This window comes from Diaphorobacter caeni, assembly GCF_015354245.1.
GTDB classification, from domain to species: domain Bacteria; phylum Pseudomonadota; class Gammaproteobacteria; order Burkholderiales; family Burkholderiaceae_C; genus Diaphorobacter_A; species Diaphorobacter_A caeni.
Window position 1 is genome coordinate 1 of the sequence record NZ_JADKYZ010000004.1, and the last position, 25,817, is coordinate 25,817.

A 25,817-nucleotide genomic window follows, 5' to 3' on the forward strand; every position below is an offset into this window, starting at 1 on the left:
TGGTTTGCAGGCTTTGGCAAGCTGCGCATCCGGTTCGAGCGACGCCTTCAGACTCATGAAGCGCTACTGAAACTAGCTGCAGCGATTATCTGCGCGAGGTTTGTTGATCGGTTGTGTTAGCCGCTCTTAGCGGCGGCTATTGCACTCAGGTGAGAGCGCGTCGATCAGAGCCGCCTCGACAGCAGCCAGCGAAAATTTCGCGCCGTCATGCATGCCAACCCACTCAAAACTGCGATGAAGAACAAATTGAATTTTTGGGGTCGTGTTTAGGCCTGGTTGCCACTTCAATACGCAATAATCAAGGCCATGCTCGTTGATCCCGTTTTGCCAAGGTTCGTTGACATCGCATGACCAAGCCAAGATGAAACGAGACCCCCTCCAGATCCGTGCACGAACCACCCAGAAGAAAGTAGGGTGCAACACGCGAAAGCATCTTGGTGAGAGTCGACTCGGAAGCGAAAATGCCCCGCTCGTCAAGCAGACTCCTAAGTTCGCTGCGAAGCGAGACGCTTTGCCAGCCTTCGCACTGCGTCAAAGCCAGTTTCACCAGCTTGAGCTCTTCATCCTCTTGTAGCAACGCGTTCCTTCGGCCTCCACGTTGACGAGGTACTGCGGGCTGACCCTTGATAAAACGATTGCGCACGCGTGAAACCCAGTACCTGTCACGCTCGACGACTTGCGCCGCCTGCTCCAGAGAAAACCCAATCAACGGCAAAAGCACCGCTTGCGCGACACGCAACTCATCTGCGGTTTTAGCCTGAGACATGGCTACGCGTGCGCGCTCTTGCAATCCATCAACATTGCGTGGTTTTCTTGCCATTTGCACCTCTAAACAATGATGAATTATTGCGTTTATTTTGCGAATATGAAGAAATTTTGGAGAATCAACGGTATTCAGCAACTGATTTGCGAAGGCAAATAGGTATCCCACCGAGGTCATGGTGCGAGCGAGGATGCTGAAGAGTCTCTGCAACTCAGATGGAATATCAACCGCTTGACCGCATGTTCACCGGCACAGGATTCGCGGAAGTCGCAACCCGGGGCTTCATTTCTTCAAGCGTGGCGTAACCGCAGGTCCGGAAGTAAGCACGATGCGTGCTGCCCTTGTCGGGTTGAAGCATCTGCATGCGCATTTCGTCAGTGTGCAGGACAGCACTCTTGAGCCTCTGCCGCGTCGGCGCACCGACCAGCGGTTGCGGGTGCACGCCGCAGATGCCTAAACGCTCTGAATTAATCTGACAGCCAGCCCAGCAAAACGAGAGCAACTGTCTGGTCAAGACTGAACTTTTACATGTGATGGATGCATGCGATGTACACCAAGCAATGAGTAGTCAGACACTCAGCTCCAACCGAGTTTTTGAAAGGGTATTGGATACCCTGCTTGGACCGAGGATGGTGTACCAAATGCTTCGTGCAAAGTCAGCACCTAGTGGGTCATCTGCCCCTCTTTGAATTTTGGGCTTTGGGGGCGCCTCACAAAAAATGCCCCCATTAAGCCTCCCCGTCCGAGCCAATCAGATCAACGAACAGGACCACCCTGTTCATCATTTCTTTTCTTTAAAATGAAGATATCCGGTCTCGACTCAAACTCTTCTTCAGAGTCACCGCTCTCCCACCGCTTCTTAACCCCCGGATGTGAATCGTCCTGAATCTGTGGGCTCATGCTCGCTCCACAGGTCCCGCAGATGCCACGAGTCACGCGCTTCTGAACATTCTTCTTCTGCTCAACCTTAGGTCGTTTCTTTGCCATGGGTTTGCTCCTTATGCGATTGCAAGATTGCCGCGTACATAGCGGCCGAGGGTTTCAACAGATTGATGCCGGGTGACTTGGCGAATGGCGAACACGGACAGGCCGCGTCGTGCGGCATCCGTGCAGTACCCAGCCCGAAGAGAATGACCGCTAATGTCCGCTGCGGCTTCTTCCCCTAGCGCCTGAGTGGCCAGACGCTTGAGAACCAGTGCAACGGACTGAGGCGTGAGCGCTGATGCCGCGATGCGTCCCAATCGATCGATTGACCGGAACACCGATCCGGTGTGAATCTCAGCGTGGCTCAACCACGCGCGGATCGCTGCGATGGGACACAGCGCTCCGTTCTTCGCTCGTTTCACGTGCACCACTTGGCCTTGTCCAAACTGGTCTGTCTTGGATCGCCGGATATGCAGTTGCAGTCCTGCGCGCTCCCACTGCAGATCACCCACTTCCAGCGCCACCAATTCGGATCTACGCAGCGCAGCAGCAAAGCCCAGAAGCACCAACGCCACATCCCGCAGCGCCCGTGCTTTGCTTGCTTGTGGATTGGCGTCTTCCTGAGTTACCCTCGCCGCCTTGACCACCTTCGCCAAGTCCTTTGCAGTGATCGCACGAACTTGTCGTTGCCGCTGCTGCCCGCCATAGAGACGTTTGATGCCGCGCATCGCTTCCTGCACGACGGTGGTCTTCACGGGACTTGCGAATCCCCTGTTTCGATGCCAACGATCCAGTGCAGCCATGCGCCGCACGAGCGTTGCGCAGGAATGCGTTTGGCTCCACTTGGCAAGGTAGAGGGCCACTTGATTCGGTTTGGCCGGAAGTACTCCATGGTGCTTCTGGTAGTGCCGCACGTCAGACGCGTAGGCCTTTTGCGTGGCCTCCGCGAGACTTGCGCGGCGCAGCAGCTTCAGTCGCTGCCGATTGCTTGTACGCAAAGAGGTCGTGTGCATGGCTATGCCTCCTCGCCGTGGTAGTCCGCAATCAACGGTGCTACGTGATCGGCGAGCAATGTCAATGCGACCCACAGGTCCAGATGCCCACGCACCCACGACTGCAAGCTCATGCCGTGATCGGGTGCTCCATCCCCGCGCTCGATTGCCTCAAGCAGCTGGCCCACACCGCAGGCGAGCTCCACCGCCCTCTTCTTGGCCCAGCGGTGAATCACCGCGAGCTCTTGCGGACTCGCGGCCTGCCAGTCCGCACTCAGCAGCGTCAACTCTCCGGTTTCAGGGTTCTTCTTGGTGAGTATGAATGCGTCCTGACGTGCGCCGATCCTGAGCAGTGCCGTCAACGCCTTCCATGTATCGCTGTAACGGAAAAACCCTTCGATGCTTTCGTCATTGTGAGTCGAAGTATCGCGCTCCATGATCAGTACTCCTCGGGCAGCAGATAGCAGGTGCTTGAACGGGATGGGCGGGCCTTGGGCTGGCCGTCTTCGGTGACGTCGCTCACGGCCTCCGTGAGGATCCAAAGCTTCACGCCCTGCACATCAAAGCTGGAGAGAATTCGCGCGCCGGATTGCACGGCATCGTGGTTGACGGCCTGATCCTCTTCGTCCATCTCGCTCCAGTCGCCGCACAAATGCCGGTGCAGCAGCACCTGCGGAGACGTTCCTGTGCGACGCATCAGATCCAACGCACCATGCGTCGCGACGATCTTGCCGGGCTGGAACAGCGGGTGATTGGCGAAGACGCGCTGCACGGGATTGGAGCGTCCTCGCGCATCGCGCTGGCCCGTGCGTGGCGCTGCTTCTGCAGGATCTTTGGGCTCTTGGGGATTCGAATGTTTGGGGGTTTTTGTCATAAAGAACTCGTATGTGGAGCCCATAAAGCAAGAGCGCCAGGGCAACGAATGCACTGGCGCTCTTGTGTGGGCGAATGAAGGGGGAACTGTCTGTCGATCAGCGAATGGGAATGTGGGTGGTGATGAGGCTCCTTGTCAGATATGGGGGTGCATGACTGTTCTGGCGCTGCGGACTGGTCAGAGCTTTCCGCCCAGTGCCATCACCGTTATCAGCAGGACGATGAGGATGACAAACGCGCCGATGCCCGCGAGCCAGCTGACGCCGCCCTTGCTGCGCAGATTGCTCACCCAGTGGCTCGATGGCAGAGCGGCTTTGACCTGATCGACCTGCTTGTTGGAATGCAGTGCGTATACGGTATTCCCCACCTGCCCCGCTCCAAATGCGAGGCCAAGAGAGAAGACGCTGGAGTAGCGCTCGGCATATCCGAACACCATCGATGCGATCGTCTCGCCAACGATCAACGCGATCCAGATGGCCGCAGGCACGTACATCTTGCGGTACGCAAACCAGCTGAAGGACAGGAAAAACGCGGCCCAGTTCCAGCTTTGCCTGGACTTCTTGGTCTCCGCCTTGTCCCACATGCGCTGGTACTTTTCATAGTTCTTGTCGACGTAGGCGCGCAGCAATGCACGCTGGATTTTCTGCTCCCGCAAAGGGTCTGCCGATGTGGACGTTGGCGCCGACGATGGGGTGACTTGTGATGTGGTCATAGTGAGGAGTCTGTGGGGTGAATCTGTGGCGTGAATTCCGCAATGGATGCGCAATGAAGCTCGCGACGGGCAAGCGTTCAGCTCGGCTCGGAGAGAGCCTCCGCCACGAATCGCTCATCCAGTGGCGTGAGTTCCAAACTCATGGAGCAGCGCGCGACCTCGCGGTCATCGAGCCCGCGGATGAGTCCTGCGACCTCAAGCTTGTCCCCGCGCTGACTGCCACGAAGTTGCCCCTCCCAGCGGTCCCGGGGAGTGTTCGCACCTTCCAGCCGCACGACAGGTTCGTTGCCGAACTGAACCCTGAGCTTCTCGAAACCTCCTGCACCGGTGTTTCGCTCGATCAGCATCTCGTTGCCGCTCAAATGCTGCTCATCAATGGCCAACTCGAACGGCGCATGCGCTGCCATGATTTCGGGAGCGAGATCATCGGCTCGCCCTGCCCGCTCGCAGCGGTAGCTGCCTTGCCAGCGTCCAGACCATCTCACTTTCGACATCACCACGGCGTGCCCCGTGCTCACCAGCCCGATGAAGGAATTCAGCGATGTGGACTGGACCTGGAACTGCTCCCCCTTGTCGTCCATCTGGACCTCGTAGTCGACTTTGGCTTTGAGCCCGCCATCCTGATCGGCTTGCACTCCATCGGTCTTCACACCAAACATGCTGGCTGTCATCGCGAGCAGCTTCACGTCCATCGGCACCTTCATATGCATGGTTGCCGAGCAACTGCGCACCTTGGTCTCCTTGTTGACGCCGCTGTCAAAGATGCCCGAGACCGTCAGCACAGTGTTGTTGTAGAAGTAGGCAGATCCGGGCTTGATCTGCCCGGAGCCGTCCTTGTCCGGAGCGCCGATGGTGGACTCTTTCGCGTTGTTGAAGACGACCGATTTGAGTACTTTCTGCACCTCCTCGGAATCACAACTGGGAGGCTGCTTGAATTGGCAGGCAGAGACGCTGGCGAGCGTGAACGCGGCCAACGCGGCACTCGGCCATCTGGAGAGAAACCGCGTGCGCGGCGCGTGGCTAACTTGAATGTGGTTCATACGAGATCTGAAGGGATTGAAGGGTTTCTGGGCAATAAACGAGGCCATCACTGCCCACGCTTCTTGGCGCGGATGCGCGCTGCCTGCTCGGCAATCTCTGCAGAAGCAGCGTCATGCTTGGCCTGCTCTGCCGCCCGCTGCTTGGCTGCAATGGCCTCCTGCATCCGCAGCCCTTCTTCAATGCGATCGCTCTCGCGCTTCTTCGCACCACGCATGGACGCATCGCCCACCGCACGCACCCACTGGTCCATCAGGCGCGCGCACTGATCTGTCTGGGCTCCGCAAAACTGCAGCGTGAACGGCTCCTTGAGATTGCGCACATTGCTCTCAAACGATTCGCTGCCCGCATAGCCCGTGATCGCCGAACTCGACGCGGACGTTGCCAGCTGCGTCCTCTCCCATGTCGCCACGTTGATGGCCTTCACCACAGCAAGCCACGTGCTGGAGAAGATCTGGGCCTGTGATCCGTTGGCAAAGCCGGGCATGCCCTGCTGACCATGGAACACCGCCCAACTGCTCGCCATAAGCGCGACCCCCGCCTCGGAGTCGTTGGGACCTGCGTTGGCATAGTCCCCGCGTTCGATCGCCCGCAACAGCTCCTGCCCGGTGCGCTCCTTGGGCGCCTGGCGCATGAACGGAACGAACTGCATGCCCTGCTGGGCGAACGCTGACGTCTGCGCGGTGAACAGGACGCCAACAGCGGTGAAGGCCATTGCCGCCCTCCTCCATGGCAAAACCCGTCTCGAAAATCGTTGTCTGTGCGATTTCATGGATGACCTCTCTTTTTCCAATGAATGGGCCAGCGCATGGACCTACCCGGAAATGCGCTGGTGGTTTTTATCGGTACTCGTGTGCTCTCTCGGTTCGTCCGCCATTGGCGTCTAGAAACATTGAAATACACACTATACGTTTGGTTTTACGGCAAATTCTGCCATACAGAACTTATAGTTTGTGTACTTATAGTGTTGATCCCGAAACACTAGGCCGATGGCCCGAGTGACAGTCAATCAACCGCAACCCCTGGATGAAGCGCACAAGCAAGAACTGCTGGAGCTGCAGCGCCAGTTTGGGCAGCAGCTGCGAGAACTGCGTCGGGGCAAGGAAATGACGCTGGAGCAAGTCGCCGAAGCGAGCGAACTGCACGCGAACTATGTGGGCTCGGTCGAGCGTGGCGAGCGCAATATCTCGCTCTACAACATCTGGCGCATCGCTTCGAGCCTTGGGTATCCCGCAGAGCGGTTGCTGCAGAACATGCCCGTGCGCTCCCAGCCGTGAGCCGTGCGCGGGACACCAAGTCCGCTCACGATTTGCCGGTCTTGCTAGCCGGGCCTTGGGTAAGCTCCATGAACCAGCCCGGGGCGAAGTGCATGATGCTCACGCCGGTCAGGATCTGCTGCTCAGGCTTGATCCAGTAAGCCGGGTCCATGACGAACCCCTGCCCCAGCTCCACCCGGTTGCCACGCACGAGTTGAACGGGTGCCTGTCCAGGTCGCACAGCGGCTTTCGTTGACAGCTTGACGGCATCACTTGGTGCAGGCGGGCGAAGCCACAGCACGGTCCGTCCGACATCCAGAACTTCCGAATAGTCCACATACAGAATGGCGATGGGTGGAAGCGCATCAAAGTGGGTGAAGTCCTTGTAGCTCTTGGCCACCCAGTTGCCCGCCTTCATGACGAAGGCCACAAGCATGTCGTCCGTCACGTACGCAGGCCCCACCTTGGGATAGCCAAGGCCGTGTGCCATCTCTGTCACCTTGTCGAGCGGCATGCGGCACAGCATCGCCACACAGGCCAGCGCGTCATCACACCGATCGGACTGCTCGACACGGGACACGGGTGGTGACGGCTTCGGTGGTGTCTGAGGTGAGGTCGACGCAGCAGTCTTGGCGACGGCAGCGGAAGAAGTAGTCTTTGCATCGGGGGACGTCGTCATCTTGGGCGAAGGCACATCGCCGGGTTTGGAGTCATCAGGCATCTGGAAATCCTTTTTAAAGAGGCATGGCGCAGGAAAACTCGCCCCCCACCCAATCGTGAGGACCATGCGAGCGCGAACACATGGCGCAACTGAATCGGCCATGCGGCAGCGCGACCCTGATGCCTTTGCAGCGAATTCAGGGCCGCGATGTCTTGAGAATTGAGTGAGGAAGCCGGGGGCTCAGATCGAGGCGGAAGACGTCTCGATGGATTGGCGAAGACCTGATCTCAGAAATGTGGAATCCGGGAACTTCTGAAAGTGATCTGCGAGCTGGTTTACAGCAACAGACGTCTTCGCGACTGAGCCCGAGTTTGAGGGTGCCGCCTACAAAAGGCGCACCGAAAAACAAACTCATAGTGTTATTTTAACCCACCAACGATCGATTCTTCAGCCACGCCAAAACTGAATTACTTTGTGTATTTCACGCTTGCTCCGCTGCAGCTGACGCGCACGGACAGCTAACACACCAGCACTCCATTACGAGGCGCACGACCAGCCTTTTCTCCGACCGGAACGACCACCTCACATGCCACGAAATATTCGATGGGGTAAAAAATGAATCAGCAAAAAATCAACAAACCTCGAATCACGTAAGTTGTTGATTTATATGGGCTGGCGGGGATCAAACAAATCTCCAAACCACGCGCCAGACAACGCTTTCGGCACATCAATATTCGGATGTACCAACAAAAATACCAACAAAAGAAAAAGTGCCTCAGCCTGGGCACGAAAAATACGGTGCGGTTCGGCGTTTCAAATGCGGAAGGGCACACCCTCGAATTGGATGTCTGCACCACCGTTTCGGTGTTCTCGGCCCCCGCTTCGGGTGCCTAGGTCGATGCCCCCTCGGAAGCCGCGCCAGCATTGGTAACGCAATTTTGCGTCGAGTCTTTTACGATCAAGTCGTGAAACCTGCCGGGCGTCGTGGGTGCAACCATGTGCCAACGCAAATACGGGAATATCCCGCGTTTGCCATCACACCAACTTGCTCGGATTTGAAATCTGATTGGTTGGCCTTTAGGGACTCCGAAAACCCCACCTCGCGCGCGTACTGTTCTCTGGAGCTCGATTTGAAATCTGACTTCTGCACGAATCTGTGCAGTTGATGCTGGCTCAAAAGTGAGCCGGGGTGTCCTCGTGTTCCAGGACACGGCCTTGAAGCTCAGGCGGTCAATGTGATCAAACAGCGAATCAATAAGACTCTCACTCCATGCAACAAGATGTATGAATAGCTAGAATTGATCTTTCCTCCTCGTCGATCAATCATGAAAAAACTAATCCCCCTTGCCTTGGCGCTTCTCTTGACCGCTTGCGCTTCGTCCGGTCACAAATTCACCATTCAACAAGCGAACCAGATTCAGAACGGTATGACACGTGAACAGGTCGTGAAGATCATGGGAGGGAAACCAAACTCCATAACCAACCAAGGCAAGACGTTCATTTGGTCATATGCCAAAGTGAACGGGTTTACTGGAGGTCATCGCAGTCGGGCTGTGAAAATTGATTTCGACGAAAACAACATGTCATACGGAATCCCACCAGGCGGCGTTTACGGGGACACCGAAAAGTTCCAGTAACTGGCCGCACAAATGAGATGGATGCGACTCCCGCTCGGTGTTAACGCTTTAACATCGATGCAGCAAATCAAACGAATTCAAAGTGACCCTAAACCCAGCATCCATGAGGTCTGGCGGGCCGTTTTGCAGCCCATCGTTTGATTAACAAATTCATAGGGGGGAAATTTTCTGCGCGTGCGGAACAGCGCGGTTTCCAGCCAGATCGCTCCAGCCTTTTGACCACCCCCTGCCCCCGACCGACCGAGAGCCAATCGCTCTGGTTCGCGTCAGGATTACACTGGTGCTGCCATCAACAGAGATGCTGCTTCAAGCTGTCCTGCTAAAAGATCGTACCCAAGAGCCAACGACTCTCTGGCGGCCCATGGTTCTTGATGTGAGCGCGCAGCTTCCCATGCGCGGCCAGGATCATCACCAGCAGTAACGCCGTAATAGTCTCTGACGGTCAACGCAAAAATTGGCACCTCTCGAAGACTATCAGCGGGGTCAAGACGTGAGACGAACACAATGCGAGCAATTGCAATTGACTCCATCTCCATCATCAGAATTCGCGAACGCACGCTTCCAGCCGGGGTCTTTATGCATATCGAATCTCCATCGTCCTCAAGCATCGCTTGAAAGTCCGTACTTGATGCATATCGCTCAACAAGCCATCGAAACATGACTTGGCAAGTTTGACGCAAATCCTTGAATTGCTGCACCTTACCAAAAACCTCGCGATGGTCAGGGTTCTTGAACGATTGCTTGTACTGCATGACTCCTCCGTTTGATTGAATGAGTGCATTGTTCCATGTGCGCTCCAAAAGACAAAACCCCGCAGGGCGAACCATGCGGGGCCTGTGCCTGCCACGTATCGAAAGGAGGGTGTTACCGCAGGCTCTCGGGGTTTACTCGCTCAGGCCCACTCACCGAGTAACGGCCAGTTCTGGTTAAGCCTTCACGCCGGTGATGACGGCCAGCGCCTTGGGGTAGCTGATTGCGATGTCTGCGCGGACATGGCAGATGAAGCCGACTTCACCAGTCCCGGCAAACAGTTCCTTGGCGAGCTGGATGCTGATCTGTTCGCGCATCATGAAGTTCACCTTACTGAAGTCGCACACGTAGATTTCGGAACAGTCAGTGCCAGTGCCCACCGTCAGGTCGTTGGGAATGGCCGTGGTGCTCAGCAGGTTGAGCTTTTCGATCATGTCGGGCTTGCGCAGTGGCTGGCCGGTGGTGTCCACCAGACCGCCCAGCTTTACCAGAGAGCGCGGGCTCATGATGGCAGCAGTGGGGTGAGGTGCGTTGGATTGCAGGATGCTTTGAATTGCGCTGAAGAAGTTGCCGTAACCAGCCAGCGCCGCACCGTTCGCACCGTTGGTGATCGAAGCCACTCCGGCGGTATTGGAGATGCCCAGCGGCTCGGGGTTGGTGCCGCTGCCACGCAATGCTGTGCGATCCAGTTCAACGGCAAATGCTTGCGCAATGGCGGTGGTCAGAGCCTGCGACAGGTTCGGCGCATCGGCCAGCAGTTCGCGGCTGATCTTGAACAGGAAGGCCAGCGACTTCGGCACAGACTGAACTGCGCGGAAGGTGGGTTCGCTGTTGACGACATTTCCCGATTCCAGACGCCATGCAGCTTTTGGGATGGTGTCCATTGCCACGGTCGTGAACATCTTCGCGCCGCTGTCCAGAGGCACGATGCCAGCGCCAGCACTCAGCACGGAAGATGCAGGAACCAGAGCTTCCAAAATGCTCGGCATCACGATCGATGGCAGTGCAAAACCACCAGCGGTATCGGTGCCAGTAGACAGGGCAGCGCGCACGGCTTCGGTGGTGTTCATGCCAGCCACGCCGCGCACAAAGTCATCCAGCGCGAAGGGGGCCGCGCCATTGCCGTGAATGCGGTTCTTGGCGGCGTAGTGGCTGCGAATGTCAGCAGCAGAGTGCAGCGCTTTCAGGGGCGTACCGTCGCTGTTCTTCCAGCCGCTGCCGCTCAGGGAGCCCGCCGCGTGTTCTTCGCCTGCACGTTGATTCATCTCGTGTTCGTGCTCGATCTTCCCGGCGATGCGCTCCGCCTCAGAGATCATTTGATCGACGCGGTTTGCAATATCGACTGGCATTTTTCCAGGGTGTTGCTCCATCAGGGCATTCGCTTGTGCGACCTTTTGGTCATAGTCGTGGCGGAGTTGGGCAAGATTGGACATGGGGTAATTCAATAAAAGTTGAGGTGCGTATAGCTTCTCTTGGAGCACCCCAGCGCAGCAATGCGGCAACAGGGTGCATCCATACACAACGTGGTATCAGAGTGGTGCAGGCAGTGACTTCAAGCGCTTTTCGAGAAGCCAGCGATCAAAATCAGCACGGGCGATAACAGTTATTCCGGGCGTGATCTCGAAGAAGCGCGGGAACGATGTATCGCGCTTGAGCATGCGTGTCAGCGTGTGGCGACTCACGCCCAGCTCGAAGGCAACAGCCTGCTTACGCATGAATTGAGAAATTGCTCGTTCGGTCATGTCTTTGCACTTTCTTGATAGTTCACCCACAGCGCCGCACCATCAGCGCAGCGCTCGCCATACCCGGCGCCACGGCCAGCAGCGATGCAATCAGCACAGCCGAAGTGATGCAGGTAATAGGCGGTTGATCGTTCACGCCAGCGCGTCTGTTTTTTCCAGAAATCGAGACCACGCTCATGTGCGTCAATCTCGGCTTCCAGCAGCTTGGCCAGCTCGTCTTTGTGGCTGCGGATCAGCGTGCGCAGTTCGTCGTTGAGCAGCGTTGCGGGCTTGACCTTGATCGTGCGTTCCGGGGTCAAGTCCAGATGCAAGCCGACATCGCGGAGTGTTTCCAAAACGGCGGCGGCGATCATCAGAACTCTTCATCGCCGTGAACGTCGGCGGCGGTTTCTGTCTTCACGTCGGTTGCGTTTTCTGCCGAAGATGCCCCGAAGGTGCCCAAGATGCCCTGTTTTAAAAGTTGGGCACCTTGGGCATCTTCGAGGGCATCTTCGGTTTCACCCACCGCCGCGAGCCATTCAGTTTTGGGAATAAATCCGTCCGGCAGTGACCAGTACCAACCATCTCCAACCCCGCCTTTGCGCGGTTTGATTCCCATCTTTTCGCGCACCGTCCGAACCTGCTTTTTGCTGTAGCCCATACCGACAATTGCCGCTTCGACTTGCTTGCTCTGGCGGCAGCCGTCCTTGAGTTCTGCCCACATGAGCATGGGCAAATCCGTCTTTCCGGCGGCGACTTCTTCAATCTCTTCGTCGGGGTCGGTGAGCAGGTCACGCGCACTGCCTTGCACCGCCTTGCCCCACGCAATGCGTGATGCCTGGATGCCGGGAAGTGGCTCTGTCTGCTCAAGGTGATATTCAAAGCCGCCATCGTCCGGGCCGATGTTGGATTTACTGCGAGCAAGAATTCGTGCGTCTTCGCCGTCCTCGGCACTCTTGACCTTCGCGGCAACCAACACGATGCGAGCAACAGCGGTGAAGGCCACGCTACCCACCACGCGCTGAGCCGGGTCAGTACCTTGCCCACCTTTGGCGAAGTGGGTGATACCCAGCACCGCGCAATCGCAGGCGTCGGCCAGGTCAACCAGTGGTTGCAGCGCTCGGCGCACTTCGGTGTTCTTGTGGCTGTCGCCAGTCACAGCAGACACGACAGGATCGACCACCAGCAGGCGAACGCCACCGATAGCCTCAATTGCTTCACGCAGTTGCTGCAAGTCCCGTGCAGGATCGAACGGAACCACCACGCCGTCACGCATAGCGCCTTTGACAAAGTGGCAGCGCGAGCGATCAGCCCCAGCCGCCAGCAATCGAGGTAGCAGAGTGTCGGCAGGATCGTCTTCACCGCTCCAGATCAGCACGTTGCCCTTCTCGCACCTATCGCCATCAGGCCAGCGCCCGCCCAGCGTCACTGTAGCTGCCATGGAGAGTGCAATCGTGGTCTTACCTTGACCTGGAGCGCCCGCCAGAATGTGCAGCTTCTTGAGCGCGAGCCAGTGCTTCCAAAGCCATGCAATAGGCTGAGGTGTGAGGTCTGCACCGCTCACCAGCACCACGCGATCCATGGGCACGAGTTGAGCCATATCGATGGCTTCTGTGATGGCATTCATTGCGATGCCTCCTTCTCTTGAATCAGGCGCTTCAAATCGTTGAAATCTGAGTCCTTCGGGCCACGTTGCAGGCCGTTGAAATCAGGCTTCATCAGCAGGCCACCGACAGCGCGGGCGGCTTCAGTTGCTGCGGTCATGCCGGGGTTGCCGGGCGTCTGCCAATCGTCATCAGCGGCGATGTACAGATCGATGCACGGATACTTGGAGCGCAAGGCCTTGGCGACGGGCAGCAAGTTGCCGCTGTTGTAGGCAACAGCAACGGCGTGGCCGCTGTCCTCGTGGACTGTCGCAGCCGTGGCAAAGCCTTCCGCGATCACGATGCGGCCCGATGGCCTGCCAATGCTGAAATAGCAGCCCTTCACCTTGCCGCCGCTGAGAAAGCGCTTATCGCCGTTGCGGTCGATGGTTTGCAAGCTGTGCAACACGCCATTGGCATCACGCAGGGGCACCAACAGCAGGCCACCATGCACGCGCACCCCGTGGGCCTTCACGCCCTTTTTGCTCAGGTAGGGATGTTCCAGGCACGGCTGAGACTTCAGCCATAGCTGTGCAGCTTCTGCTGCTGCCTGAGCCTGCCTCTCGCGCTGCTCGGCGTCGTGGGCCTTGCGCAGTGCATCCATGCGGCGCTTGAAGGCTTTGCGCTCGGCTTCAGTCAGTTCACGCTCATGGCGATTAGTGGCGACGAAACCGCAGCGAAAGCAATGCGCGACGCCACTCTCCGGCGACAGGATCGTGATGCCCATATCGCGCTTCTTGGGCTTGGTGCCGCACATCGGGCACATGGCGCGATGGTCACCGACAGGAAACTCATTCCAGAGAATGTGTGGTGTCATCCAGCCTCCACGATGTTGTCGGCGTCTTGCAACTTCCTGATTTCTTCGAGCGCGGCCTCCAGAGATTTGATAAGCGACGCCGCCTTCGATGGACCTATTGCCGAACCGATGCGCACGCGCTTGGCGGCATCACGCGCCACTTCCGCAGCACGTTGAAAAGTTTCACCCGCCTTGTTCCTTGTCTCCCTATTGGAGATGTAGCCAATGCGCTTTTCACGCGGCGGACTAACTGGATCAGTGGCAATCGCCTTCACAGCTTCGCGCAGGGGCAAATCGGCAACGCGTTGCCGTTCTGCATCTGGCAGTGCCGGGAATGCCGTCGCCAACTTCATGTAGCTGCGTGCGGTGCGTGGGGCCACGGTGCAGTTCTCGCGCAGCCAGTTTTCCCACTGACCATGTGCAACTTGCTCCTTTGCCTGAACCAGCAGAGCGCCAGCTTCGAGCGCACACTCCATTGCGCCGCGTGCCTTGCTCTCAGCTTCGAGCACCTTGTCGTTGATGGCCTGGGCCAGTGTCGTTGCTACTGAACTCATGCTGCACCTCCGGCCATGCGCTTGATGAGGACGTGCTGACGGCTCAGGATGCGGCTGATGTGATCGCCCATCTCGCACGCTGTCCAATCTGCGTTGGCAATCGGAATGTTTTTATCCCGGAAGAACTTGCCAATTTCAGGGTAGCTTTTCGCGGCCTCTTGGATGTCCTCCAGCAGCGTGTTGGCCGACACGATCCAATCGACGGCTAGACCGATGGACAGGGCTTCGTTCGCCATGGTTTCCATGTCCCAGTTGCGACGATCAGCAGTTTTTTGGCAAAGCTCCGCCTTCACCGCACCGTGGGCGGCGTTGTGTTGTGTGCTCATGGTTTTAAGCCTCCGTGCTCAGATCGAGACTGCGCAGGGCAGCGAGCGCCTGGACGGCTTTGCGGCGTGCTCCGGCCACGTTGGCGTGCGGCTGGGACAGGTAGTGCACGGCCATGCTCAGCGCGTTGTGCGCATCAGCGTGATGTTGGATAGGGTCGTTGCCCTTGGTGGGCGTAGTGGCAGCGCGGCGGCTGGCCTTGTTGATGACGGTCATGGTCTGGATTCCTGCTGGAGAATCAAGGAAACCCACCGTTTGCGTTTTCATCGCATTGGGTGGACGGGATGTGAAAAACACGCCAGCAGACGTGCGGCGCAGGTTGCCCTTTTGCCCATCCCGCCCGAAACCGTGAGAGAGAGGTGCAGGCGCACCAGTCCCCAAAATTTGGACGTGACAAAAGCTCACTTTACGGTGGAGCTTGCTACCGCTGCTGGTTTGGTGTTTCTCAGGCACCGGGCCTCTCGGCTTGCCGCCATTGTAGATCGTCTCGGAGAAATCGCAAGAGATCATTGCTTACCTCCCACAATGGCCAAGAAGCTAGCCAGTGCAGCCATATCGGGGAAGTAGCGGGACATGCTCCAGCGACTGATCATGTAGCCACCGTCAGCGAGTTTGTGAGCGGCATAGCCCGCCAACGCGTATTTGGCGGCGAGGGTGGCGAAGGTCTTTTCGTCCAGGCGCGGCTGCACATCATGTGCAACTTGAATGTGTTCGCTCATGGCGTCTCCTTACTTGGTTTCGGGAGAGAGATTGGCGATGAGCTTGTCGATGTCTGCGCTACGCCAGCAAGTGGTGCGCGGTCCCAGTTTCACGGACTGAGGAAACTTGCCGGACTTGACGCCAGCCCACCAAGTGGCACGGCTAACCGGCACTCGCAGGAGAACATCACGCAGACGCAGAAGGGAAAGGGAATTGATTGCGGTAGTCAAATGGTGACTTTCAAGTTGCGTTGAAAAAGTCACCGGAGCCACAGAATGGGTCAGGCATACCCATACTGATCGCACACTGTATGTACGATCAGTTAGGCACCGCTAACACAAATGGTACGATGGCAAAACTTAGGCCTCGGAAACTTAAGTAATGCCGGTTCTCCGGTGTTCGAAAACCCCCTTCGTCGGTAACCCGTCGTTGGGGGTTTTTACTGGACAGTATTTATCTGTCGTGTCCTTAGTGTGCCTCAATTGGCCTAGCGGACCAAGACACTACCTGTAGTGTATCCGCTGCCCTATTTATGAACTGCCTGCGAGCCGTTGCACTCACTAGAGTTGCGTATGAAAGCTACGGTTTTATGCGGGTTGCAGCTATATTTGCCTCTATACATGCGGTGCAACCGTCATTTCCCATTGTAAGAAATGCTTAATTCGCGCTGCAGTGGTAGCGGTTGAGTTACTCCAGAGTTGCGACGAGTTTCACGAAATATTCGTCGACCTTGCCATGCGACTCAGCGACTGGATGGCTGATGATCGTGTACAAGTTCTCGTTCACCTGAGCGATCAACATGTGTTCAACTTACGCGGACTTGAGTTGAACGACTTCACCGCCGCGCTTGAGTCGGTCAAGGTAGTCGGCCCATTCCCCCATCATCTTTCGGCGCTGTTCCATGAAGTCGGCGCGGTCGTAGGCCGATCCAAGCGGGCCAGATTTCCCATGCGCTAACTGAGCTTCGATCACGTCCGCATGCATTCCTGGCAGGCGCTCAATCATCAAGGTTCTGGCCATCGCGCGGAAACCGTGAGCCGTCATCTCATCGCCTGAGTATCCAAGGCGGCGTAGAGCGGCATTGAGCGTCATATCGGACATGGGCCTACCCTCGCCCCGCGTGGATGGGAAAACGAATGTCCTATAGCCCGTGAGCGGTTGGATATATCGCAGGATTTCCACCGCCTGCGGGGCCAGCGGGACGAAGTGCGGCCTACCATTGAGCTTCTGCGCTACCGTGCGTTTCATCGAGGCCGATGGAATGGTGAGCATCCCGGCCTCAAGATCAATCCAGCCCCATTCCATCTTCCGAATATTGGCGGGTCGCTGGAACAGCAGCGCGGACAGTTGCAGCGCGGCCTTGGTGATCGGCTGGCCGGTGTAGGTATCGAAGGCGCGCAGCAGCTCGCCCACCTTCAACGGCTCCAGCACAGCGGACATATGCTTGACCACCACAGGCTGTAATGCACCTTGCAGGTCAGGCATTGGATTTCGCTCACAGCGTCCTGTCTGGATGGCATACCGAAACACCTGCCCCGAGTTTTGACTCAGCGTGTGGGCTGCGTCTCGGTTGCCGCGATTCTCCACCTTGCGTATCGCGTTGAGCATCATGGGCGCGGTAATGTCCGTGAGCTGCATCCGGCCCACATAAGGGAAGATGTCCTTCTCCAGCCCCCGAAGCCACTTAGCCGCGTACTTCTCACTCCAGCCGCTATTTTTCACATTGTGATATTCGCGGGCTACCGCCTCGAAAGTGTTTTCGCCCGCGACGGCCTTGGCGGCTTTTTCCGCCTGCTTCACGACGCCGGGGTCGATACCCTCCGCCAGTCGTGCTTTGGCGTCATCGCGCTTTCTTCGGGCCTGCGCCAGCGTCACCGCCGGGTAGACGCCAAGCGCCAGCGTCTTTTGCTTAGTATTGAACCGGTAGTTCAGGCGCCAGTATTTGCCCACCGCCGTGATAAGCAAATACAAGCCACCGCCGTCGCTGTGCTTGTCCCCGGCAGGCTTGCCGGAATGCTTCGCCTGCTTGATGAATGTGTCTGATAGCGGCATTGTTGGTATGTGCCCATGTTGGTATGCGAGATACCAGCAAAACTACCAACAAAATGTTGGTATGTCTATAGACGTTCTCAGACTATCTCAGACAACAAAAAGCCCGCAATGCAAGGAAACATGCGGGCTTTGGAGACTTTATTAGACTGCTTCAGATGGTGATCTGGCGCGGCTGGCGGGGATCGAACCCACGACCCTTGGCTTCGGAGGCCAATACTCTATCCACTGAGCTACAGCCGCGTGCTGTATGTTGTAACGAGCAAAAAAGCGCGATTGCAAGCAACCGGATCGCCGATTATGGCATGGGTCCGGGGTGTTCTTCTCAGGATGGAGGGCCGGAGGTGCTCACTCGCGACAGGTGGGGCGCAAAGCCCAAGCCTGACAAATAGGCATCCACTGACATACAACCTGCATCTGTCAGAGGGAAACTCCCCTCATTCAAGACCCAGCCGTGTATGAGCCCGACAAACAACGCATGCAAACCCTGCGCCGCGATATCTGCAGGCATGGGCAGCGTCACGTTCAGTTGCAGGGCCGCCGCTCTCAGGTCGTCGGTGAACTTGGCGCGCGAGACCTCCTCGGCCTCGACGTGGCGCTCGCGAACGGCGGCGAGTTCGCCGACGTACTCCATCTTGAAGACGGCGGTGTCGAAGATCTTTCGACGGCGGTCGTCGAGCGCGACGTTCTCGAAGACATTGCGGATGGACTTGCGGATGCGGTCCAGTGGCTCGAGGTCGCCGTACATGTCGTCGCAGATTTCGTCGAAGGGCATGCAGACGCGGTTCAGCACGGAGTTGAACACGTCCACCTTGTCCTTGAAGTGCCAGTACACCGCGCCACGCGTGGCTCCGGCACGCTGGGCGATGTCGCCCAGCGACGTGCGGGACACGCCCTTTTCGAAGAAAACCTCTTCGGCCGCATCCAGAAGTCTGGTGCGGGTTTCATCTGCTTCTGCTTTGGTTCGCCTTGCCATGTATCGGGCCCTCTGTGAGCCAGGTCCATCTGTCTCTGTATCTGCCGGCCTTGAAAAAGCCGTTCTTTTTCGCGGGGGAAATCCCGGATGCCCTTAATTATACATTTATGCATGTATGTATAATTGCTGCATCAAATTCGTGGGATATGGGCGACCGTGTCCGTATCCAAGGCGCCGACAGGACTCGAGAGCGCGCGCGTCGATTGATCAATCCATTAAAAAATGTCTACCGGAAGGACTTTCATGCATCCCGTGTATGAAGCAAACCAGGCGGCTCCAGGCCACTCATCTCCTGTTTTTCGCCACTCCAAATCTGCAGCGATCGCGCTGACGCTGGTTGCCGCGCTGGGCCTTTCTGCCTGCGGTGACAAGAACGCTGAACAACAACAGGCGCCTCAGGGCCAGGCCAAGCCACCGGAAGTGGGCGTGGTGACTGCCGAGCTGCAGAACGTGCCCATCGTCTCCGACCTGCCCGGCCGCCTTGAGGCCTCGCGCGTAGCGCAAGTGCGTGCGCGTGCCGCAGGCATTGTGCAGAAGCGCACCTTCCAGGAAGGCTCGAACGTGAAGGCCGGTCAGGTGCTGTTCCAGATCGACAGCACGCCGTACAAGGCCAATCTGCAGAGCGCGCAAGCGACACTCGCGCAGGCCGAAGCCAATCTGGCGCAGGCCGCCTCCACCGCCCGCCGTTACAAGCCGCTGGTGGAGGCCAATGCCATCAGCAAGCAGGAATACGACGTTGCGGTTGCCAACGAAAAGGCCGCCCAGGCACAGGTGGCTGCGGGCAAGGCTGCGGTGACCACGGCCAACGTGAGCCTCGGCTATGCGACGGTGACGGCTCCGATTTCCGGGCGCATCGGCCGCGCGCTGGTGACCGAGGGTGCGCTGGTCGGCCAGGGTGACGCGACGCAGCTCGCGGTGATCCAGCAGATCAACCCCATGTACGTGAACATCACGCAGTCGTCGTCCGAAATCCTGCGTCTGCGCGAGGCGCTCGCTCAGGGCAAGCTGTCGAGCGACGGCGCATCGGGCGCGCGGGTGAGCGTGTACACCGACGATGGCCGCAAGATGCCGCAGGAAGGCCGTCTGCTGTTCACGGACCTGACCGTGGACGAGACCACCGGCCAGGTGCAGGTGCGCGCCGAGATTCCGAACCCCGATGGCATGCTGCTGCCGGGCATGTACGTGCGCGTGAAGCTGGAGCAGGCTCAGATCGACAATGCGATGCTGATCCCGCAGCAGTCCGTCACCCGCAACGAGAAGGGCAACTTCGTGATGGTGGTGGCCGAGGACGGCTCCGTCAGCCCGCGCCCCGTGCAGATCAGCCAGTCGCAGGGCACGAACTGGATCGTGACGTCGGGCCTGAAGGCCGGCGAAAAGGTCATGGTCGATGGTCTGGTGAAGGTCGGCATGGGCGCCAAGAAGGTGACGCCGGTGCCATGGACCGGCTCATCGCAGCCTGCCGCGCAGCCACAACAGCCCGCAAGCGCCGCGGCGGCACCCGCCTCCGCAGCGTCGGGCCCTGCCGCAGCCGCTTCTTCCGGCAAGTAATCGGAACGACCTCACATGTCGAAGTTTTTTATCCACAGACCCATCTTTGCATGGGTGATCGCCATTTTTGTGGTGCTGTTCGGTATTGTGTCGATCACACAGTTGCCGGTGGCACAGTTCCCGTCCGTGGCGCCGCCGACCATCACGGTGACGGCCACCTATCCGGGAGCCACGTCCGAGACCATGACCGACTCGGTGCTTCAGCTCATCGAGCGTGAAATCAACGGCGCCACCGGTCTCATGTACATGGAGACCAAGGCGCCCGCCGGCGGCCAGGGCACTCTGACCGTGACCTTCCAGCCGGGCACCGACCCCGATCTGGCTCAGGTGGACGTGCAGAACCGTCTGTCGCGCGCGTTGCCGCGTCTGCCCTCCGTGGTGCAGTCGCTGGGCGTGCGCGTCGACAAGGCGATGAGCAACTTCCTGATGATTCTGGCGTTCCAGTCCACCGATGGCTCCACCGCGCGTGACGACATCGCCGACTACGTGAACCGCAACGTGCTGCCTGAAATCCAGCGTCTGGAAGGCGTCGGCAAGGCGCAGCTCTTCGCTTCCGGCCGCGCGATGCGCATCTGGGTCGATCCCGCCAAACTACAGGGCTACGGCCTGTCGATCGCTTCGGTGAACGCGGCCATCGCGGCGCAGAACCAGCAGATCTCCGGCGGTGCGCTGGGCGATGCACCTTCGATTCCCGGCACCACCATGAGCGCCACGATCGTGGTGCCAGGCCAGCTCACGACGCCCGAAGAATTCGGCAACGTGGTGCTGCGCTCCAACGCCAATGGCTCGACCGTGCGCATCAAGGATGTGGCGCGCGTGGAGCTGGGCATCGAGAACTACAGCTTCAACTCGCGTCTGGATGGCAAGCCTGCGATCGCCATGGCCGTGCAGCTCACCTCGACCGCCAACGCCATGGCCACCGCCAAGCTGGTCACCACCAAGATGGACGAGCTCGCCCCCTTCCTGCCTGCGGGCGTGAAGTGGTCGGCCCCGTACGACACCTCCAAATTCGTGAAGATCTCCATCGAGAAGGTGGTTCACACGCTGCTTGAAGCCATCGTGCTGGTGTTCATCGTGATGCTGATCTTCCTGCAGAACATCCGCTACACGCTGATCCCGACCATCGTGGTGCCCATCGCGTTGCTCGGCACTTTCGCAGTGATGCTGCTCGCGGGGCTGACCATCAACATTCTGGCGATGTTCGCCATGGTGCTGGTGATCGGTATCGTGGTGGACGATGCCATCGTGGTGGTGGAAAACGTCGAGCGGATCATGTCCGAAGAAGGCATTCCGCCCAAGGAAGCCACGATCAAGGCCATGGGCCAGATTCAGGGCGCCGTCGTCGGCATCACCGTGATTCTGGTGACCGTGTTCATTCCGCTGGCGCTGTTCAGCGGCGCGACCGGCAACATCTACCGCCAGTTCTCGCTGGTGATGGCGATCTCGATCTTCTTCTCGGGCTTCTTCGCGCTCACGCTGACACCGGCGCTTTGCGCGACCATGCTCAAGCCGATCGCCAAGGGCCATGCGCACGACAAGAAGACCGGCCTGCTCGGCCCCTTCTACAACTGGTTCAACCGCAACTTCGACAAGGGCGCCAAGCAATACCACCGCGCGGTGGGTGGCGTGCTGCGCCGTTCGCTGCAGTCGCTGGCGGTGTTCGCGCTGGTGGTCGTGGGCGTGGTGTTCCTGTTCATGCGCATGCCAACCTCCTTCCTGCCCACGGAAGATCAGGGTTACGTGATCTCGCTGGTGCAACTGCCGCCGGGTGCGACGCAGGAGCGGACCAGCAAGACGATGGCCGAGCTGGAAGACTACGTGCTCCAGCAGCCTGAAACCGATCACATCGTGAGCATTCTGGGCTTCAGCTTCTCGGGCACCGGCCAGAACATGGGTCTGGCGTTCACCACCCTCAAGGACTGGTCCGAGCGCTCCGGCCCCGGCCAGGACGCCAACACGTTCGCGGGCAAGTCCATGGGCGCGCTGTCCAAGGTGCGTGACGGTTTCATCTACACGCTGGTGCCGCCCTCCATCCCTGAACTGGGAACCAGCGACGGCTTCACCTTCCGTCTGCAGGACCGTGGAAACAAGGGCCATGCGGCGCTTGTGGCCGCCCGCAACGAACTGATGGCCAAGGCCAATCAAAGCCCGATCCTCACGGGCGTGCGCTTTGACGGCGTGGACGACGCTCCCCAGTGGCAGGTCGACATCAACCGCGACGCGGTTGCCGCACAGCGCGTGAGCATGGGCGACCTGTCCAGCACGCTGGCGACGGCGCTGGGTTCCTCGAACTCCACCGACTTCCCCAACAAGGGCTACATGCAGCGCGTGACGATCCAGGCCGATGCGGGTCGCCGCATGCTGCCCGAGGACGTGATGCGCCTGACCGTGCCCAACGCGGAAGGCAAGCTCGTGGAACTCTCGACGATGGTGACCGCCAAGTGGATCACCGGCCCGATGCAGGTGACACGCTACAACGGCTATACGTCGATGAGCATCACCGGCTCCGCCAAGAAGCCCTACACCAGCGGTCAGGCCATGGAAGAGATGCAGAAGCTGGCTTCCGAGCTGCCCGAAGGCTTCGGCTTCGAGTGGACTGGTCAGTCGCTGGATGAACGCAAGGCGGGCTCCTCGGCCATGTACCTGTACGCGTTCTCGATCCTCGCCGTGTTCCTGTGTCTGGCGGCGCTGTACGAAAGCTGGTCGATCCCGCTGTCCGTGCTGCTGGTGGTGCCGCTCGGCGTGTTCGGCGCGCTGGTCGGCATGCTGCTGCGCAACATGCCCAACGACATCTATTTCCAGGTGGCGCTGATCACGGTGATCGGCCTGTCGGCGAAGAACGCGATTCTGATCATCGAGTTCGCGAAGGACCTGCATGCGCAGGGCATGAGCGCGTTCGATGCCGCGCTCGAAGCCGCGCACCTGCGATTCCGACCGATTCTGATGACCTCGCTCGCGTTCATTCTGGGCGTGGTGCCGCTGTACATCGCCTCGGGCGCCAGCGCCGCTAGCCAGCAGGCCATCGGCACCGGCGTGTTCTGGGGCATGATGATCGGCACGCCGCTCTCCGTGTTTCTGGTTCCGGTGTTCTTCGTGGTGGTCTTCAAGCTGTTCGGCAAGAAAGAAAAGCAGGATCTGCCAGCGCAAAATAATGGCAACAACACCATTGCCGCCCCGGGAGGCTCACACCATGAATAACAAAAGACTCGTTCCCACGCTGCTGGCCGTCGCGCTGATGGCGACGGGCTGCTCGTTCATTCCAACAATGGGCAAGTCCGACCTGCCCGTGGCCGATCAATACCCGATCGCCACGGCGGCGACCAACACGCCTGCCGCCGACATTCCGTGGAAGAGCTTCTACACCGACACGCGCCTGCAGCAGATTATCGATCTCGCGCTCGAGAACAACCGCGACCTGCGGGTGGCGGTGCTCAACATCGACAAGGCCCGCGCGGCCTACGACATCCAGGGCGCCGCCCTGTATCCGGAAGTCGGCGTGAGCGCCTCCGCCACGCGTGCGCCCAGCCAGTTGACCGGTCAGTACACGAACAGCTACACCGTGGGCCTCGCCACCGCCAGCTGGGAGATTGATTTCTGGGGCCGCATCCGCAGCCTCAAGGATCAGGCACTGGCCCAGTACCTCGCCACCGAGGAAGGCCGCAAGGCCACGCAGATCACGCTGATCGCCTCGGTCGCCAACACCTGGCTCGGCCTGCAGGCCGACGAGGAGCTGCTCGAGATCTCGCGCAGCACGCTGAAGACGCGCGAGGAGTCGATCAAGCTGGCCAAGCTCCGCTTTGACGCGGGCGCCGCCTCCGAGCTCGACTTCCGTCAGGCACAGACGCTGACGGAGACCGCCCGCGCCACGCTCGCGGCCCAGACGCGCCAGCGCGATCTGGACATCAACGCGCTGACGCTGCTGGTCGGTGGCCAGGTGCCGCAGGAACTGCTCACCAGCCTCAAGGGCAGGAAGCTGACCGACCTGCCCGCGCTCGCGGACGTGCCGGCGGGTCTTCCGTCCGACCTGCTGCTGCGCCGCCCCGACATCCGCTCGGCCGAGCAGCAGATGATCGCCGCCAACGCCAACATCGGCGCGGCGCGCGCACTGTTCTTCCCGAACATCTCGCTGACCGCCTCGGCCGGTTTCGCCAACACCGAAATCTCGGACCTGTTCCAGTCGGGCTCCAAGTACTTCAGCATCGGTCCCTCGCTGTACCTGCCGATCTTCACGGCGGGCCGCAACCAGGCCAACCTCGAAGTGGCCGAGGTCAGCAAGAAGATTGCTGCGGCGCAATATGAAAAGTCGATCCAGACTGCCTTCCGCGAGGTCTCGGACTCGTTGGTCAGCCGCCGCACGCTGGTCGATCAGCTCAAGGCGCAGCAGGCCCAGGTCGACGCCGTGAGCGCCCAGTTCAAGCTGTCCGACCTGCGCTACCGCAACGGCGTGTCCAGCTATCTGGACCTGCTCGACGCCCAGCGCACCCTGTTCACCGCCGAGCAGGCCGTGGTGCAGGTGCGGCTGGCACTGGTGCAGAACCAGGTCAACCTCTACAAGGTCCTCGGCGGCGGCTGGAGCCCGGAGGACGACCGCGCGGCAGCGCAATCCGCCCGTGCGACGGGCAAAGAAGCCGACAAGACTGTTCAGTAATTCGCACTGAATATTGCGGCTTCAATTGATTAAGGGCGCCTCGGCGCCCTTTTCTTTGGCATTTAAGTGTTGCTGAATTGACTCAACGCAAGCCAATTCCGCGCCCAACGTCAACCCGGAACTTCGCCCGGTGGCCTTCGAAAGTCCCGTCTATATAATCATTGGATAACTTTAGTTCGATAACGCTGAGACTGAGGACCCCATGAGCGACACCCACGAAGAAGCGCACACCGGCCCAATCAAGAATCCAAAACAATTGCTGGTGACCGTCATCGCGGCATTCGTGATTCCGGTGTTCATCATTATTGGTCTGGTCTACTTTGTCACCTCGCATGACAAGCCAGCATCCGGCAATGGCAACCCCGAAAAGGCATTGGCCGAACGCATCCAGAAAGTCGGCAGCGTGGAAATCCGCGACGCCAACCGTCCGTTGCGCAATGGCGACGAAGTCTACAAAGTCCAGTGCGCGGCCTGCCACGCCACCGGCGCCGCAGGAGCCCCCAAGTTCGAAGACGCTGCCGCCTGGGCTCCCCGCCTGAAGCAAGGCTTCGAAGCTCTGGTGCACTCGTCCCTCGCGGGCAAGGGCGCCATGGCGCCTCAGGGCGGTGGCGACTTCAACGACATCGAAATCGCCCGCGGCGTGGCCTACATGGCCAACGCAGCCGGTGGCAAATTCCCGATTCCCGACAAGCCAGCCGCCGACGGCGCTGCAGCTCCTGCCTCTGCAGCTGAGGCAGCCCCAGCAGCGGCTGCTCCCGCCGCAGCCGCTCCGGCATCAGCCGCCGAAGTGGCCGCACCTGCAGCCGCTGCAGCCCCCGCCCCTGCCGCAGCGGTGAGTGCCGACGCCGGCAAGGCGCTGTACGACAAGGCCTGCTTCGTCTGCCACGCAGCTGGCGTGGCCGGAGCGCCCAAGTTCGGCGACAAGAACGCCTGGGCTCCTTTTGTCGCTACAGGCATCGACGCGATGGTGAAGGTAGCCATCACCGGCAAGGGAGCCATGCCGCCCAAGGGTGGATCCACCGCTTCGGACGACGAGATTCGCGCGGCCGTGCAATACATGGTGGATCACGCGAAGTAATCTTCTTCTTTGTATGATTTTGGGGAACCGGCTTTTTGGCCGGTTTTCTTTTTTGGCTTTTGCTGTTTTGTTGCGGGCGGAGGCCGGGAGTTCCGCCCGGCGGCGGAGTCACCTTTTGCTTGCGCGCAAAAGATAACCCAAAACGCGCTTTCAAATACCCGCGGCAGAACTCGCT

Annotated in this window: 28 protein-coding genes, 1 tRNA gene and 1 pseudogene; 7 read left to right on the forward strand and 23 right to left on the reverse strand. The window is 59.2% G+C overall.

Annotated features, from left to right (window positions below; all coding sequences use genetic code 11):
- Positions 1-120, forward strand: a pseudogene (locus ISG32_RS10855) (IS5/IS1182 family transposase); the annotation flags it as partial.
- 178 nt (positions 121-298) lie between these two features.
- Here the strand turns inward: ISG32_RS10855 and ISG32_RS10860 are convergent.
- The 8 genes from ISG32_RS10860 to ISG32_RS10895 all read right to left on the reverse strand — a co-directional run bounded on the left by ISG32_RS10860 (position 299) and on the right by ISG32_RS10895 (position 6,017).
- Entirely contained in the window at positions 299-940 is a 642-nt protein-coding gene (locus ISG32_RS10860) for a helix-turn-helix domain-containing protein (RefSeq protein ID WP_194771043.1), read from the reverse strand.
- Positions 941-1,519: 579 nt separating this feature from the next.
- Positions 1,520-1,750 (reverse strand): hypothetical protein, encoded by a 231-nt coding sequence (locus tag ISG32_RS10865; protein WP_194771044.1) that lies wholly within the window; start codon positions 1,748-1,750, stop codon positions 1,520-1,522.
- Between the two features lie 11 nt (positions 1,751-1,761).
- Positions 1,762-2,700 carry a site-specific integrase gene (locus ISG32_RS10870; RefSeq protein ID WP_194771045.1) on the reverse strand — a complete coding sequence of 313 codons (939 nt, stop codon included), beginning with the start codon at positions 2,698-2,700 and terminating at the stop codon, positions 1,762-1,764.
- Positions 2,701-2,702: 2 nt separating this feature from the next.
- Positions 2,703-3,116 carry a hypothetical protein gene (locus tag ISG32_RS10875; protein WP_194771046.1) on the reverse strand — a complete coding sequence of 138 codons (414 nt, stop codon included), beginning with the start codon at positions 3,114-3,116 and terminating at the stop codon, positions 2,703-2,705.
- A 2-nt stretch (positions 3,117-3,118) separates the two neighbouring features.
- Positions 3,119-3,553 carry a hypothetical protein gene (locus tag ISG32_RS10880; protein WP_194771047.1) on the reverse strand — a complete coding sequence of 145 codons (435 nt, stop codon included), beginning with the start codon at positions 3,551-3,553 and terminating at the stop codon, positions 3,119-3,121.
- Positions 3,554-3,730: 177 nt separating this feature from the next.
- Complete coding sequence (locus tag ISG32_RS10885; RefSeq protein WP_194771048.1) at positions 3,731-4,264, reverse strand: DUF2628 domain-containing protein; 534 nt, start codon at positions 4,262-4,264, stop codon at positions 3,731-3,733.
- 77 nt (positions 4,265-4,341) lie between these two features.
- On the reverse strand, positions 4,342-5,352 hold the full coding sequence (locus ISG32_RS10890) for a hypothetical protein (RefSeq protein ID WP_194771049.1): 1,011 nt from the start codon (positions 5,350-5,352) through the stop codon (positions 4,342-4,344).
- Positions 5,352-6,017, reverse strand: a complete 666-nt coding sequence (locus ISG32_RS10895; protein ID WP_194771050.1) for a hypothetical protein — start codon at positions 6,015-6,017, stop codon at positions 5,352-5,354. The genes ISG32_RS10890 and ISG32_RS10895 overlap by 1 nt, the downstream gene beginning before the upstream one ends.
- Positions 6,018-6,291: 274 nt before the next feature.
- On the opposite strand from ISG32_RS10895, the gene ISG32_RS10900 reads away from it, so the two are divergent.
- Complete coding sequence (locus tag ISG32_RS10900) at positions 6,292-6,579, forward strand: helix-turn-helix domain-containing protein (protein ID WP_194771051.1); 288 nt, start codon at positions 6,292-6,294, stop codon at positions 6,577-6,579.
- 25 nt (positions 6,580-6,604) lie between these two features.
- Here ISG32_RS10900 and ISG32_RS10905 read toward each other — a convergent pair whose 3' ends face one another.
- Positions 6,605-7,279, reverse strand: a complete 675-nt coding sequence (locus ISG32_RS10905; protein ID WP_194771052.1) for a hypothetical protein — start codon at positions 7,277-7,279, stop codon at positions 6,605-6,607.
- 1,265 nt (positions 7,280-8,544) lie between these two features.
- Here ISG32_RS10905 and bamE point away from each other — a divergent pair.
- Complete coding sequence (bamE, locus tag ISG32_RS10910) at positions 8,545-8,856, forward strand: outer membrane protein assembly factor BamE domain-containing protein (RefSeq protein WP_194771053.1); 312 nt, start codon at positions 8,545-8,547, stop codon at positions 8,854-8,856.
- 272 nt (positions 8,857-9,128) lie between these two features.
- Here the strand turns inward: bamE and ISG32_RS10915 are convergent, their stop codons facing one another.
- The 14 genes from ISG32_RS10915 to ISG32_RS10980 all read right to left on the reverse strand — a co-directional run bounded on the left by ISG32_RS10915 (position 9,129) and on the right by ISG32_RS10980 (position 18,368).
- Complete coding sequence (locus ISG32_RS10915) at positions 9,129-9,608, reverse strand: hypothetical protein (RefSeq protein ID WP_194771054.1); 480 nt, start codon at positions 9,606-9,608, stop codon at positions 9,129-9,131.
- 174 nt (positions 9,609-9,782) lie between these two features.
- Positions 9,783-11,039 (reverse strand): phage major capsid protein, encoded by a 1,257-nt coding sequence (locus ISG32_RS10920; protein WP_194771055.1) that lies wholly within the window; start codon positions 11,037-11,039, stop codon positions 9,783-9,785.
- Between the two features lie 96 nt (positions 11,040-11,135).
- Entirely contained in the window at positions 11,136-11,348 is a 213-nt protein-coding gene (locus ISG32_RS10925) for a helix-turn-helix transcriptional regulator (protein ID WP_194771056.1), read from the reverse strand.
- Positions 11,345-11,701: a hypothetical protein gene (locus tag ISG32_RS10930; RefSeq protein ID WP_194771057.1), complete on the reverse strand. Its 357-nt coding sequence runs from the start codon at positions 11,699-11,701 to the stop codon at positions 11,345-11,347. The genes ISG32_RS10925 and ISG32_RS10930 overlap by 4 nt, the downstream gene beginning before the upstream one ends.
- Positions 11,701-12,954, reverse strand: coding sequence for an AAA family ATPase (locus ISG32_RS10935; protein WP_194771058.1), 1,254 nt, complete (start codon positions 12,952-12,954; stop codon positions 11,701-11,703). Before ISG32_RS10935 ends, ISG32_RS10930 begins: the two co-directional genes overlap by 1 nt.
- Positions 12,951-13,787 (reverse strand): toprim domain-containing protein, encoded by an 837-nt coding sequence (locus ISG32_RS10940; protein WP_194771059.1) that lies wholly within the window; start codon positions 13,785-13,787, stop codon positions 12,951-12,953. Before ISG32_RS10940 ends, ISG32_RS10935 begins: the two co-directional genes overlap by 4 nt.
- Positions 13,784-14,320 (reverse strand): DUF3102 domain-containing protein, encoded by a 537-nt coding sequence (locus tag ISG32_RS10945; protein WP_194771060.1) that lies wholly within the window; start codon positions 14,318-14,320, stop codon positions 13,784-13,786. The genes ISG32_RS10940 and ISG32_RS10945 overlap by 4 nt, the downstream gene beginning before the upstream one ends.
- The gene (locus tag ISG32_RS10950) at positions 14,317-14,646 is read right to left on the reverse strand and encodes a hypothetical protein (protein WP_194771061.1); all 330 of its coding nucleotides are present in this window, start codon (positions 14,644-14,646) and stop codon (positions 14,317-14,319) included. The genes ISG32_RS10945 and ISG32_RS10950 overlap by 4 nt, the downstream gene beginning before the upstream one ends.
- A 4-nt stretch (positions 14,647-14,650) precedes the next feature.
- Positions 14,651-14,860 carry a hypothetical protein gene (locus tag ISG32_RS10955; RefSeq protein WP_194771062.1) on the reverse strand — a complete coding sequence of 70 codons (210 nt, stop codon included), beginning with the start codon at positions 14,858-14,860 and terminating at the stop codon, positions 14,651-14,653.
- 290 nt (positions 14,861-15,150) lie between these two features.
- Positions 15,151-15,363: a hypothetical protein gene (locus ISG32_RS10960; RefSeq protein ID WP_194771063.1), complete on the reverse strand. Its 213-nt coding sequence runs from the start codon at positions 15,361-15,363 to the stop codon at positions 15,151-15,153.
- Positions 15,364-15,372: 9 nt separating this feature from the next.
- A complete protein-coding gene (locus ISG32_RS10965; protein WP_323745923.1) occupies positions 15,373-15,648 on the reverse strand; it encodes a helix-turn-helix transcriptional regulator in 276 nt (91 codons plus the stop codon).
- A 505-nt stretch (positions 15,649-16,153) separates the two neighbouring features.
- Complete coding sequence (locus ISG32_RS10970; RefSeq protein WP_194771065.1) at positions 16,154-17,395, reverse strand: tyrosine-type recombinase/integrase; 1,242 nt, start codon at positions 17,393-17,395, stop codon at positions 16,154-16,156.
- 164 nt (positions 17,396-17,559) lie between these two features.
- Positions 17,560-17,635, reverse strand: a tRNA-Arg gene (locus tag ISG32_RS10975).
- Positions 17,636-17,717: 82 nt separating this feature from the next.
- Positions 17,718-18,368 carry a TetR family transcriptional regulator gene (locus ISG32_RS10980; protein ID WP_194771066.1) on the reverse strand — a complete coding sequence of 217 codons (651 nt, stop codon included), beginning with the start codon at positions 18,366-18,368 and terminating at the stop codon, positions 17,718-17,720.
- A 243-nt stretch (positions 18,369-18,611) separates the two neighbouring features.
- On the opposite strand from ISG32_RS10980, the gene ISG32_RS10985 reads away from it, so the two are divergent.
- The 4 genes from ISG32_RS10985 (at position 18,612) to ISG32_RS11000 (ending at position 25,642) form a co-directional block, all read left to right on the forward strand.
- Positions 18,612-19,916, forward strand: a complete 1,305-nt coding sequence (locus ISG32_RS10985; RefSeq protein WP_194771067.1) for an efflux RND transporter periplasmic adaptor subunit — start codon at positions 18,612-18,614, stop codon at positions 19,914-19,916.
- Between the two features lie 15 nt (positions 19,917-19,931).
- Positions 19,932-23,114 carry an efflux RND transporter permease subunit gene (locus ISG32_RS10990; protein ID WP_194771068.1) on the forward strand — a complete coding sequence of 1,061 codons (3,183 nt, stop codon included), beginning with the start codon at positions 19,932-19,934 and terminating at the stop codon, positions 23,112-23,114.
- Positions 23,107-24,564: an efflux transporter outer membrane subunit gene (locus ISG32_RS10995; RefSeq protein ID WP_194771069.1), complete on the forward strand. Its 1,458-nt coding sequence runs from the start codon at positions 23,107-23,109 to the stop codon at positions 24,562-24,564. The genes ISG32_RS10990 and ISG32_RS10995 overlap by 8 nt, the downstream gene beginning before the upstream one ends.
- 202 nt (positions 24,565-24,766) lie before the next feature.
- Positions 24,767-25,642, forward strand: coding sequence for a c-type cytochrome (locus ISG32_RS11000; protein ID WP_194771070.1), 876 nt, complete (start codon positions 24,767-24,769; stop codon positions 25,640-25,642).
- Positions 25,643-25,817 lie beyond the last annotated feature (175 nt).